Below are 12,076 nucleotides of genomic sequence, written 5' to 3' on the forward strand. Positions count from 1 at the left end.
AATTAATCCTTATTTTTAACATAAAACCTAGCATTAATTTTGCCATTACCTAAAAGCCTTTTTAACTCATCTTTATTAATGCCATAAATTGTTCCTAATTTAGTAAAACTCCAAGAATTATTATCATAATAAATTACTATATTATTAGCATTATATAAAATCAAATCAAGTGCTTTAGCTTGAAAATATTTATCATTAGTAGGAAGATTTTTATCAATTCTTCCTACCTTTTCAAACCCACCATAATCATTCATTAAAATATTTAAATCAGACTTTTGTAATACTTCATAAAGAGCTGTTGATGATGAATTGCTTTCTAATTTTATTTTTAATTCTTGATTATTTATTTCAACATATATTTCATCATTGCTAAATCCATTTAACATACAAAAAGCTCCTAAACCAATAAAAATGCTAAAAACTTTTCTTAAGTATATGAATAATTTCATCTTTATTAAGCTCCTTATAACCACCATTTAAGATGAATACATTATTAGCAATATCTTCAATCAAGCTTTCATCTACTGATAAATCTTTTATATTCATACAAAGACCTAGCTCACTCATCCAATCTCTCATAGCAAATAGTCCTAATTTAGCTATTTCTTCATCGCTTTTATTATCTTTTATACCCCAGACATTAATAGCAAACCTTTTAAATTTCTCAATATTATAAGGCATTATGTATTCATAATACGCCAAACTAATAGCACTTAAAGTAGCTCCGTGCGTTGCATTGGTAAAGCCACCAATAGCCTGACCTATCATATGAACCATCCAATCTCCATTTTTACCACAATGAAGCATAGTATTTAATGCTAGAGTACTTGCCCACATAATATCACTTCTAGCCTTATAATCATTAGGATTTTTGTTTGCAATTTTGCTTGATGAGATTATTGAACGCATAAGCCCTTCTGCTAAATAATCGCTCACATTATCATCTTCTTTTGAAAAATATTGCTCTAAAATATGATTAAACGCATCATAAATTCCATTTATCATTTGGTATTTGCTAAGACTTAAAGTGTATTTAGGATTTAATATAGAAAACTTAGGAAATACTCTTTTATCATTAAAAACTTTTCCTATTTTTTGATGAGTTTTTTCATTTGTAATTACACTACCACCATTCATTTCAGAGCCTGTCCCACACATTGTCAAAATACAACCTAACGAAACTACATCACAATTTGGCTCAAGTTGATTTATAAAATACCTATCCCAATAATCATCGCTTGAGTTTATACTAACTGCTAAAGCTTTTGTATAATCACAAACAGAACCACCACCTAAAGCTAATAAAAAATCAGCTTTATGCTCTCTTGCTATCTTTACACCTGAGTTTAATTTTTCTAAAGTAGGATTTGGCATAACACCATCAATATATGCTACATTTTTGCCTAATTTATCTAGTATTTTTACAATTTGGTTAAAAATACCATTTTTATGCACCGAGCCGCAACCATAAACCAAAACAATGTTTTTACCATATTTACTTAATTCAAATTCTAAAGATTGCTCTACTTCATCAGTAAAATAAATCTTAGTTGGATTGTGAAAAATAAAATTATTCATAAAAAATCTCCTTGTTTTAAAAGTAAAATAATTTTATTTATTTTTAGTAGAAATATCAAATACTTATAATATATAATTAATTATAAAAATTAATTATTTCTAAGGAATATTATGGAAATTAGAGTTTTAAAATATTTTATAGAATCTGCAAAATTGCAAAACATAACTAAAGCAGCTAATAAATTAAATCTTTCTCAACCAAATCTATCAAGACAATTAAAAGATTTAGAAGTAAAATTAGGGCAAAAACTTTTTATTAGGACAAATTATAAAATCATTCTCACAAAAGAAGGAGAAATGCTTTATAAAAGAGCTTGTGATATTTTAGATTTAGTTGATAAAACCGAGCAAGAATTTAAAAATTTAAAAGATTTTAATGGTGGAGATGTTTATATAGGCTGTGCTGAATCAATTGGAATAGTCAAAATAGCAAGAACTGCTAAAAAGCTACAAAATAAAAATATTAAGTTTCATATATTTAGTGGAAACTATGAAAATGTGGTAAATAAATTACAAAATTCTTTAATAGACTTTGCCGTTGTAGTTCAAGAATTTGATATTAGCAATTTTAGTTATTTAGATTTAAATCATAGTGATACTTGGGGGATTATTATGAAAAATACTTCAAAATATGCTAAGCAAAAAGATATAAGCATAAATGATTTATTTCAAATGCCACTTATAGTATCAAGACAAGGTTTTACGCAAGAAATGCCAAATGTTTTAAGGCAAAATCAAGATAAGCTAAATATAGTAGCTACTTATGATTTATTATACAATGCTGCAATTTTTGTTAAAGAAGATATTGGATACGCTTTATCTCTTGATAAATTAATTAATACTAATGATGATTTATGTTTTAAGCCTATAAACCCATTAATTACTTCTAATTTAAGGTTAATTTGGATTGATGATAAATTAAGTGATGTTGCGAGAATTTTTTTAAAAGAATTGCAAAAAGACTTAAAAAACTAATTTGAAATTCCTAAGAATTTCAAATTATATTTATTTATTTTCTTCCATAGCTCTTGCTACTTCTTCTGAACTTTGTTTGATTTTATTCATACATTCATTTGCGGTATTTGCTAACACAACACTATCATTTACTTGAGCTATGCTTTTATTTATACTCTCAACAACATTAGCACTAACATTTCTAATAGAATTAATTGTTAAAGTAATTTCATTAATTGATGTTGCAGTCCTTTCAGCAAGTTTTCTAACCTCATCAGCAACCACAGCAAAACCACGACCATGCTCGCCAGCACGAGCAGCTTCAATAGCAGCATTTAATGCTAATAAATTAGTTTGCTCTGCAATATCTTTAATAGTTTGAATAACAGATACAATCTCATCTGATTGAGTATTTAACGAATTAACCAATTCACTACTTTCATTCATAATTTCTGCTATTTCTTGGACATTTTGCACGGTTTTAGCAATAACTTTACTACCTTCATTTGTGCTTTCATCATTTTTTTGTGCTAACTCGCTTACGATTTTATTTTTATTCAAATCTCTTATTACTTGCTCGCTAACATCGCTTGCAAATTTAATTACCTTATAAACCTTACCTTCGGCATTATAAACAGGATTATAACTTGCTTCTAAATATACAGGATTATTATCTTTTGTATATCTTATAAATTGACCTGATTGAAAATGTCCGCTTCTTAAATCTTCCCAAAATTTTCTATAATCACTACTTTTTACATATTCACTATCACAAAACATAGAATGATGTTTGCCTATAATTTCGCTTTTTCTGTAATTTAATGTATTTAAAAAATTATCATTTGCATCAAGTATTTCCCCGTTTGGAGTGAATTCAATTAAAGCCATAGATTTACTTGCTGCATTAATTGTGTTTTTTAAGTCCAACAATTCATTTTCATGCTCTGTAACATCAGCAGCAAACTTAATTACTTTATAAACTTGATTTTGCTCATCTACTATTGGTAAATAATTTGCTTCTAAATAAACTATTTGACCATCTTTTGCAAATCTTTTAAACTGACCACTTTGTGGAATATTTCTTGATAATTCTTGCCAAAAGATTGAATAATCACTTGAATTAACATAATGTTTATCACAAAATATTCTATGATGCTTACCTTTTATCTCTGATAGTGTATATTTTGTAGCTTTTAAAAAATGCTCATTTGCATCAACAATATTTCCTTTAGTATCAAATTCTATAATCGCCATTTCTTTATAAATAGCTTTTAAAATAGCTTCTTTATCTTTTAACTCGTTAATAATCTTGTCTTGTATTTCTTTATTATTTTTAAAAAACATTAAATTACTCCTAATTTTAAAAAAAGGAGCGATTATAGATAATTTTATTTAAAAAAGTATTAATAGTTTAAATTAAAGCAAATAATTAATCCAAATCAATGAAAAATTAATTTGGATTAATCTAAAAAATCAACAAATTACAATCACATTAAATTATCATCAATATATTTATCAACATATTTTTCTTTTATTGCAAATATTTCTTCTTTACAAGCAAAAAATGCTTCAACCACTTTAGGGTCAAATTGAAAACCTGAATTATCACTAATATATTTGCAAACTTCATCAAGTGGCCAAGCTTTTTTATAACATCTATCACTTGCAAGCGCATCAAAAACATCAGCTAAAGAAACAATTCTTGCATAAATATGAATATCATCACCTTTTTTACCCATTGGATAGCCACCACCTGCATATTTTTCGTGGTGTTCGTGAGCGATGATTGCTGCTGCTTCCATAATTTTGCCTTTAAACCTATGCAACATTTCATATCCTATTTGTGCGTGTTTTTGCATAGTTTTAAATTCTTTTTCATCAAGTCTTCCAGGTTTATTTAAAATAGCATCGGGAATTCCAATCTTACCAATATCGTGAGTTGGAGCACCATAACTAATTAGTGTTACTTCTTCTTCGCTTAATCCCATTTGTCTTGCTATAGCTTCGCTTATTTTACCTACTCTTTTTACATGATTTCCTGTTTCTTCACTTTTGCTCTCAACCATTTCAGCTATTGAATAAATTAAATCTTTTTGAGCGTTTAAAATATCTTCTTGGAATTTCATTCCTTCATAAATCTTACCTGAATAATCAGCTGCAATTCTTAGATAATCTAAATCATCTTTATCAAAATTATTATTAATATCTGTAAGTTTATTTAAAGCTTGGAATACCCCAATAACTTCATGCTCACTATTTAAAATAGGCATAGCTAAAATTGATTTAGTGCTATATTTTGTTCTCTCATCATTTGAGCTATCAAAATACGGATTGCTTTTTGGATTATTTTCTAAAATAGCTTCTTTTGTCTCAATTGCACGACCTACTATTCCTTTACCAAAAGGAACTCTAATCTCACCTACTCCATCAGCGTGTAAGGTATAATATTCTTTTCTTTCATTGTCAATAAACCACACACTACATCTATCAGCTTGAATGTTTTGTTTAACCATTTCGCCTAAGGTATTTAGGTTGGCTTTAGAATCAGAGTTTTTAGAAATTTGAGAAAAGCATTCAAGTATGGTTTCTAGTTTTTGTTCTTGGTCTAAATTATGTCTTTTCAATACATTTATCATATCACTTTGATAATTTGTATTAAATTGCATAAATGAACCATTTTTAATAATCATTCCATAATCTTTTAAGATATTAAATTCTCTTAATTCTTCTTCTATTTTATCTTTAAAGCAATATTTAATGTGGTATACATGGAAAATCACATCATCTCTTACTTGCTCTTGTATTTTTTTTAATAATTTTGGAGTTAAGTGTTTTGAATCTTGTGCTAATTTTTCTAAACTTGAATCAAAACTAACATCAGCAATTACTTGTCTTATATCAGTTCTTTTATTGATTAATTCCACTATATCATCGTGATAATAAGTATCTGAAGTAAAATATATACTATCTTTATCATAGCTTAAAATAAAGCCAAAACTACCTTCAGTATGATAGCTCTTAACTGGCTCTATTGTTATATCATCTATTAATAATTTATCTCCTACATTAATTTCTTTATAAACTATAGCAGGACTTCCATTTGGCAATTTTATCTTTGCAAAATCAGGCCAAATTTTATTGTTAAAAAAATGCTCTTTGAGATTATCTATACTTTCTTTACTAGCATATATACAAATACTATCTTGAAGTTTTAAAAAATAATTATCAACATATAAAGCAATAGCACAAATATGGTCTAAATGAGTGTGGGAAATAAAAACATGCTTTATAAAATTATCATCAGTTGGTTTTGGTAAAAATCCCGCATCAATCACACCATTTAAACTAAATTGAATGCAAGTTAAATTATCACTTAAATATTTGCTAACCGAAGAACCTTCAAAAACTATTCTATGTGTGTTAAAAATATTCATATTAATCCTTATTAAATACACTTGAAAACGCTATAAAAGGTTTGCAAGAAAAATTGGGCGTATTATAATTCAATTTTTGTTTATCAAGCCCTAACATTAATCCACCACTTTGATTTATTAAAAAATCCCCAGCAGCTAAATCCCAAGAATTGAGCCTTTCGTATCTTAAATATACATCAGCATCACCTTCTAATAAAGCACAAAACTTTAATGCAGAGCCTATATTTAATGCCGAGTATCCGTAGCTAAATGGAATTTTACTATTATTTATATCTTGTTCTTTTCTTAAAGATACTAAAGCCTTATTTGATTCTTTTTTAACTTTATTTAGGATTTCTTGATTTTTATAAACTGGCATATTTTTAGCTGAATAATACAAATTCTTATTGCAAACATCATAAATTACACCTAAAATTGGTCTTGTATCTTCAATCAAACTAATACAAACGCAAAAATTTTTTCTATTTTTTAAATAGTTATTAGTGCCATCAAGTGGGTCAATTAGCCAAAATAAAGTTTTTTTTCTTTTTTCATAATCTAAAATCTGTTCTTCAGAACATATATTAATTTTACTTTTTCCTAAAATATCAAATATGATTTCATTAGCTTTTAAATCAGCTGAACTAACTAAAGTTCCATCTGGTTTTGTATTAATTAAAGGGTATTTTATATCAATTATTTCATCTCCAGCAATTCTTGCTGCTCTTTTAGCAAGAGTTAATAACTCTTGCATTATTTTTCCTTAATCCAAGTCTGACTTCTTCCTATTAAAGAAAATCCAACATATCCTCTTAAAATTAATTTATCATCTTTAAAAGTTGCATTTGCTCTATATAATTTACCACTTTCTGGGTCAATTATGTAACCACTTTTATAAGAATTTTCACCATCTTTTTTTAATTTATAAAGCAATGGCGCACCTACTATTTTCATCTTTCTAGCATCTTCTGCATAAGTAAAATAATCATAAGTTTTTTCACAAGATTTACAAAGTTCATCATCGCCATATTCAAACAATTTAACAACTTTGCCAAATAATTCATTATTTTCTTCATAAATATGCCATCTAGCAGTTTTTTTACCATTTTCATCAATACTTATATAATTACCATAATCCTTAGCTAATAAACTACCTAATAATCCTAAACATAAAAATATTTTTTTCATTAAATTAAAGCCTTTTAAAATTTTTTGATTTTGGGTTTATTATATCATCACTTATATTTACAAAATCTTTATTTTTGTATGCAATAACCCCTGCTCTTGCTATCATTAAAGCATTATCAGAACAATATTTAAGCGGAGCTAATAATAATTGCATATTATTTTTTTTACAAATTTCATCTAATTTAGACCTAAGCAATAAATTAGCACTTGCACCACCAACTACGCCTAATGCTTTATAATTTTTATTATGCAAAACTATGTTTAATTTATTAACTATATGCTTACAAGCAATTCTTTGAAATGCTGCTGCTATATTTGCTTTTTGAGTATCTAAAGTATTATTTGCCATACAATCATTAATAGCCAATCTAACTTGATTTTTAATACCCGAAAATGAATACTCAAGCCTACTTTTACTTGGGATTGGTAAAGAAAACTCATAAGCATTATTGCTTTCATTTTTTGCTAATTCTTCAATAAATACCCCACCAGGATAACCAAGTCCTAGCATTTTTGCAACTTTATCAAAACTTTCTCCAAAACTATCATCACTTGTAGTTGCTATTAAATTTATATCATATTCTTTAGTAATCTCAAGTATCATAGTATGACCGCCACTTACAAGCAAAACTAAAAAATCATTCATTATTTCTTTATCTAAAAATAAAGAACAAATATGACCTTTTAAATGATTTATCGCAATTAATGGTATATTTAAAGCCACACTTAAAGCCTTAGCCATTGCAACTCCGCTTTGAAGCGATACTGATAATCCTGGCTCATTAGTAACTGCAATTGCCTTTAATTCGTTTAAAAAAGGCTTGGTTTTAGCTAATATTTTAGGTAAAGCTTCAGTATGTAGCCTTGATGCAAGTTCTGGCACAACTCCACCAAATTCATTATGCTCATCTTGAGATATTTTTTCATAAAATAAACATTCATAAGTATTTACATTAATAACTGCGATGCTTGAATCATCGCAGCTACTTTCTATTGCTAAAAGTAATTCTCTCATTTTGGCTTAATCATATTTGCAGGAACTACAAATTTATCAAAATCTTCTTCACTAACTAAGCCTAATTCTAAGCAAGATTCTTTTAGGCTAATTCCTTTTTTGTGAGCATTTTTTGCAACTTTTGCTGCATTTTCATAGCCAATATGTGGATTTAGTGCAGTTACTAGCATTAAAGAATTATTTAAATTATGAGTAATTTTATCAATATTTGGAGTAATTCCTATAGCACAATTATCATTAAAGCTAATCATACCATCAGCTAATAATCTTAAACTTTGTAAGAAATTATAAATAATCACAGGCTTAAATACATTTAGCTCAAAATTACCTTGAGAAGCTGCAAAACCAATTGCCGCATCATTTCCCATTACTTGAACGCTAAGCATTGTTAAAGCTTCACTTTGAGTAGGATTTACTTTACCTGGCATAATTGAGCTTCCTGGCTCATTTTCAGGAATACTAAGCTCTCCTAAACCACATCTAGGACCACTTGCAAGCCATCTAATATCGTTTGCTATTTTCATTAAATTTGCTGCAAGAGCTTTAAATGCTCCGTGTAAAAATACTAAAGCATCGTGACTTGTAAGTCCGTGGAATTTGTTTGGACTACTTATAAATTTAGTGCCTAAAAGTTCGCTTAATTTTGCTGATACTTTTTCACTAAGTTCTGGATGAGCATTAATTCCAGTTCCAACAGCTGTTCCGCCAATTGTTAGCTCTCTTACTTCTTCAAGTGCTTTTAAAATATGTCTTTTTGAGCTTTGCAACATATATACATATCCACTAAATTCTTGACCTAAAGTAAGTGGGGTTGCATCTTGCAAGTGAGTTCTTCCGATTTTAATTATATTTTCAAATTCTTTTGCTTTTTTATCTAGTGTTTTTTCTAGAATTTCTAATGCAGGAATTAAAGTCCTTTCAGTTTCTAAAACTGCAACTATATGCATTGCAGTTGGGAATGTGTCATTTGAGCTTTGGCTCATATTTACATGGTCGTTTGGATGGACTATTTTTTCTTTAGTAAAATCCATTCCACTAAGTTTAGTAGCAAGATTTGCTATAACTTCATTTAGGTTCATATTTGTTTGTGTGCCTGAACCTGTTTGCCATATAGCAAGTGGGAATTCATCATTATGTTTATTAGCTAAAATCTCATCACAAGCTTTAACGATTGCATCTTTTTTTACATTGTCTAATTTACCTAAATCATTATTTACTAAAGCTAAAGACTTCTTAAGATGCGCAAAAGCGTGGATTAATTCTACAGGCATTTTTTCTGTGCCAATTTTGAAATTCTCTAAACTTCTTTGTGTTTGTGCTGCCCACAATTTATCTGCAGGAACTTTAACTTCACCCATTGTATCGTGTTCTATACGAAAACTCATTTTATCTCCTTTTATTTGTAGTTTTTAATTAAATCAAATGTTGTGTTTTTAATAATATCTATTGTGCTAATCTCACATCTTTCATAAATACTATGTGGGCTTAGGATATTTGGACCTATTGAAGCACATAATAATTCATTTTGCTTAGTTTTTAGCACTCCGCACTCAAGCCCTGCGTGAATACTACTCATACTAGCTTTTGGATTATATTTTTGTAAAGAATTAAGCACTGCATAAGTAAAATCATTTGGCACAGGCTCCCAAGGCTCATCTTTAGCAAGTAGTTTTGCTTCGTAATTATTAAAATGTGCTTTGGTTTTATAAAAGACTTCATCTAAATCTGCTGAATTATCACTTCTTGCAAATAATTCAAGCTTTAATTCATCATTATTTTGACTAATGATTGCTAGATTTACGCTAGTTTTTACTATATTTAAATCCCTTGAATAAGACCAAACTCCGTGTTTATAACTAGCAATTAGACTTAAAATATCTTCTTGAATTACTTTTTCGCCTTTACTCTCAAGCTTGGTTATTTCAATATTTTCACTAGATTTAAGTTCAGTGTCACTATAAAAAATAGCCTTAGCATTTACACTTATACTATTAGTTCTTTCCCCACCACTAAAGCTTACTAATTCAGCATCGTTTTTATATAAAAATAAAGCTAAATCACTAATAGCACTAGGAATGTTTTTAATAATATCAATCCCACTATGACCGCCTTTATAGCCTTTAGTATGAGCTTCATATAAATATTTTTTACTAGGGTTTTTATAATTTAGCTTAATATTTACATTCATCATTAAACTCGCCGCACAACCAATTATTACTCTATCTACACACTCGCTATCAAGATTTAATAAGTGTTTTGAGCTAATTTTTAGCTCTAAATTATTTGCACCTATAAGCCCTACTTCTTCATTAGCGGTAAATAAACATTCAAGGTCGCTAAACTCATTCATAGCTTCCATCATAATGGCAATTCCTATACCATTATCAGCACCTAAGGTTGAATTATTTGCTTTAATAAATCCATCACTTTCTATTATATTTATATTAGGTGCATCTCCAACGCAAACCATATCATAATGGCTTTGCAAACATATATTAGGATTTCCCTTTTTGCATAAAATATTTTCAGCCTTATCAACTAATACTTCAAAACCTTTTGATTTTGCATAATTAATTAAAAAATCTTTTAATTTAACTGCATCAAAACTACAATGCGGAATTGCTGCAATTTGTTTAAAGTTTTCTAAAACTCCCATTCTTTCTCCTTATTTTTAAGCAAACATTAGATTTTAAAGTTTAATAAAGAGTAAGATTTGTGTGTAATTTTGTAATTTATTTTAAAGTGTGTAAATTCGTAATATTTTTGTAGAATTTAATTCAAATTCTAAAAAGAATTTGAATTAAAAATTTATAGACCTTTAAATCCAAATAATTTATATTGCCATTTTAATTCTGTGATTTTTTTAAGAACTTTTGCTAAAAATCCACTAAAATCTTTGCCTTGAATACTTGCAACGGCATATTTTTCACTAAGAGAACAAACGCTTCCTTGGTCTTTATAAATAAATGTTTCTTTAAATTCTTCATTATTTAATCTAGCACTTAAACTTCTTGCTAAATAATTACCTTGCTTGCAAGCTATTTGAGCTGTTGGAGCAAATGGTCTATCATTATTCATAATTAAAGAACAATCTCCTAAAATATAGCAATTTGAATAATTTGGCGCTTGTAAAAACTCATTAACCAATATTCTATTATTTTTGTTTTCAAATACACTATTTTTAATAACTTCATTTCCCTTAACGCCAGCTGTAAAGATTATATTTTTTGAATCTATATAAGTATCTTCATTGTTTAAATACAATCTATCCCCAACTTTTTTAATAATTTTATGAGATGTTAAAACTTTTACGCCTAATTTTTCAAGATAATTTCTTGCTATTTTTGCTAAATCTTTGTTATACATAGGCAAAATTTCATCCATAGCTTCAACTATGCTAATTTTTGCATCAATTCCTTTGCTTTTGCAAACTTGAGCTATAGAAGCACATAATTCAACACCACTAAATCCAGCTCCACAAATTACAATATTTTTATAAATACTTTCAGATTTTTCTAAATTAGAATAAATAATTTCTTTGGTTTTTAAAGCGTCTTCATAAGTTCCGATTTCATAAGCTTCATCAAGCCCTTCTATACCAAAAGTATTTTTATTAGCACCTAAACCTACATAAATCTCATCAAAATCATAATCAGTATTTTTGCAATATAATTTATTTCCTTCAATTTTAATAGCACTATCTTGAATAATTACAATTTCACTAGGAATTATATCTTTTAAAGGAATTTTGATATTTTTTTCACTCTCATTTGCTGCAATTTTATGTAATTCTGTAGTTTTATAATGATATGAATTATTATTAATTAGCAAAAATTCAGCCTTTGTTAAATCTTCCTTGCTTAGACTTTTAATTAAAGATAAGTTCGCATATCCAGCACCTAAAAAAATTATTTTTTTCATAACACCC

11 protein-coding genes and 1 pseudogene are annotated in these 12,076 nt (G+C 27.8%); 1 reads left to right on the plus strand and 11 read right to left on the minus strand.

The features are described 5' to 3' along the window. Positions 1-2: 2 nt before the first annotated feature. A complete protein-coding gene (locus AVBRAN9331_RS04680; RefSeq protein ID WP_336612507.1) occupies positions 3-449 on the minus strand; it encodes a cyclophilin-like fold protein in 447 nt (148 codons plus the stop codon). Further along, positions 415-1,578 carry an iron-containing alcohol dehydrogenase gene (locus AVBRAN9331_RS04685; RefSeq protein ID WP_336608757.1) on the minus strand — a complete coding sequence of 388 codons (1,164 nt, stop codon included), beginning with the start codon at positions 1,576-1,578 and terminating at the stop codon, positions 415-417. Before AVBRAN9331_RS04685 ends, AVBRAN9331_RS04680 begins: the two co-directional genes overlap by 35 nt. 111 nt (positions 1,579-1,689) lie before the next feature. Here AVBRAN9331_RS04685 and AVBRAN9331_RS04690 point away from each other — a divergent pair, with 111 nt between their 5' ends. Next, positions 1,690-2,553, plus strand: a complete 864-nt coding sequence (locus AVBRAN9331_RS04690) for a LysR family transcriptional regulator (RefSeq protein WP_336612508.1) — start codon at positions 1,690-1,692, stop codon at positions 2,551-2,553. Between the two features lie 30 nt (positions 2,554-2,583). On the opposite strand, the gene AVBRAN9331_RS09870 is transcribed toward AVBRAN9331_RS04690, so the two are convergent. The 9 genes and pseudogenes from AVBRAN9331_RS09870 to AVBRAN9331_RS04730 form a co-directional block, all read right to left on the minus strand. Then, positions 2,584-3,093, minus strand: a complete 510-nt coding sequence (locus AVBRAN9331_RS09870) for a methyl-accepting chemotaxis protein (RefSeq protein ID WP_239803726.1) — start codon at positions 3,091-3,093, stop codon at positions 2,584-2,586. Between the two features lie 24 nt (positions 3,094-3,117). Next, positions 3,118-3,876, minus strand: a pseudogene (locus AVBRAN9331_RS09875) (PAS domain-containing protein); the annotation flags it as partial. Positions 3,877-4,019: 143 nt separating this feature from the next. Next, the gene (locus AVBRAN9331_RS04700) at positions 4,020-5,966 is read right to left on the minus strand and encodes an HD domain-containing phosphohydrolase (protein WP_214118019.1); all 1,947 of its coding nucleotides are present in this window, start codon (positions 5,964-5,966) and stop codon (positions 4,020-4,022) included. 1 nt (position 5,967) lies between these two features. Then, positions 5,968-6,699: a 3'(2'),5'-bisphosphate nucleotidase CysQ gene (locus AVBRAN9331_RS04705; protein WP_336612510.1), complete on the minus strand. Its 732-nt coding sequence runs from the start codon at positions 6,697-6,699 to the stop codon at positions 5,968-5,970. Then, complete coding sequence (locus tag AVBRAN9331_RS04710) at positions 6,699-7,133, minus strand: DUF2147 domain-containing protein (RefSeq protein ID WP_214118015.1); 435 nt, start codon at positions 7,131-7,133, stop codon at positions 6,699-6,701. The genes AVBRAN9331_RS04705 and AVBRAN9331_RS04710 overlap by 1 nt, the downstream gene beginning before the upstream one ends. 4 nt (positions 7,134-7,137) lie before the next feature. Further along, positions 7,138-8,148, minus strand: coding sequence for a tRNA (adenosine(37)-N6)-threonylcarbamoyltransferase complex transferase subunit TsaD (tsaD, locus tag AVBRAN9331_RS04715; RefSeq protein WP_336612511.1), 1,011 nt, complete (start codon positions 8,146-8,148; stop codon positions 7,138-7,140). Then, a complete protein-coding gene (fumC, locus tag AVBRAN9331_RS04720) occupies positions 8,145-9,533 on the minus strand; it encodes a class II fumarate hydratase (RefSeq protein WP_336612512.1) in 1,389 nt (462 codons plus the stop codon). Before fumC ends, tsaD begins: the two co-directional genes overlap by 4 nt. Before the next feature lie 11 nt (positions 9,534-9,544). Next, positions 9,545-10,804, minus strand: a complete 1,260-nt coding sequence (locus AVBRAN9331_RS04725) for an aminoacyl-histidine dipeptidase (protein WP_336612513.1) — start codon at positions 10,802-10,804, stop codon at positions 9,545-9,547. Positions 10,805-10,956: 152 nt separating this feature from the next. Further along, positions 10,957-12,069, minus strand: a complete 1,113-nt coding sequence (locus AVBRAN9331_RS04730) for an NAD(P)/FAD-dependent oxidoreductase (protein WP_214118000.1) — start codon at positions 12,067-12,069, stop codon at positions 10,957-10,959. Between the last annotated feature and the right edge of the window lie 7 nt (positions 12,070-12,076).

The organism is Campylobacter sp. RM9331 (genome assembly GCF_020137685.1).
Lineage (GTDB): Bacteria > Campylobacterota > Campylobacteria > Campylobacterales > Campylobacteraceae > Campylobacter_E.

What these genes read in the sequence shown, in the direction of transcription:
- AVBRAN9331_RS04680 (WP_336612507.1), bottom strand. Translation starts at nt 449, where the DNA reads ATGAAATTATTCATATACTTAAGAAAAGTTTTTAGCATTTTTATTGGT.
- AVBRAN9331_RS04705 (WP_336612510.1), bottom strand. Translation starts at nt 6,699, where the DNA reads ATGCAAGAGTTATTAACTCTTGCTAAAAGAGCAGCAAGAATTGCTGGA.
- AVBRAN9331_RS04730 (WP_214118000.1), bottom strand. Translation starts at nt 12,069, where the DNA reads ATGAAAAAAATAATTTTTTTAGGTGCTGGATATGCGAACTTATCTTTA.
- AVBRAN9331_RS04690 (WP_336612508.1), top strand. Translation starts at nt 1,690, where the DNA reads ATGGAAATTAGAGTTTTAAAATATTTTATAGAATCTGCAAAATTGCAA.
- AVBRAN9331_RS04710 (WP_214118015.1), bottom strand. Translation starts at nt 7,133, where the DNA reads ATGAAAAAAATATTTTTATGTTTAGGATTATTAGGTAGTTTATTAGCT.
- tsaD (WP_336612511.1), bottom strand. Translation starts at nt 8,148, where the DNA reads ATGAGAGAATTACTTTTAGCAATAGAAAGTAGCTGCGATGATTCAAGC.
- AVBRAN9331_RS04725 (WP_336612513.1), bottom strand. Translation starts at nt 10,804, where the DNA reads ATGGGAGTTTTAGAAAACTTTAAACAAATTGCAGCAATTCCGCATTGT.
- AVBRAN9331_RS04700 (WP_214118019.1), bottom strand. Translation starts at nt 5,966, where the DNA reads ATGAATATTTTTAACACACATAGAATAGTTTTTGAAGGTTCTTCGGTT.
- fumC (WP_336612512.1), bottom strand. Translation starts at nt 9,533, where the DNA reads ATGAGTTTTCGTATAGAACACGATACAATGGGTGAAGTTAAAGTTCCT.
- AVBRAN9331_RS04685 (WP_336608757.1), bottom strand. Translation starts at nt 1,578, where the DNA reads ATGAATAATTTTATTTTTCACAATCCAACTAAGATTTATTTTACTGAT.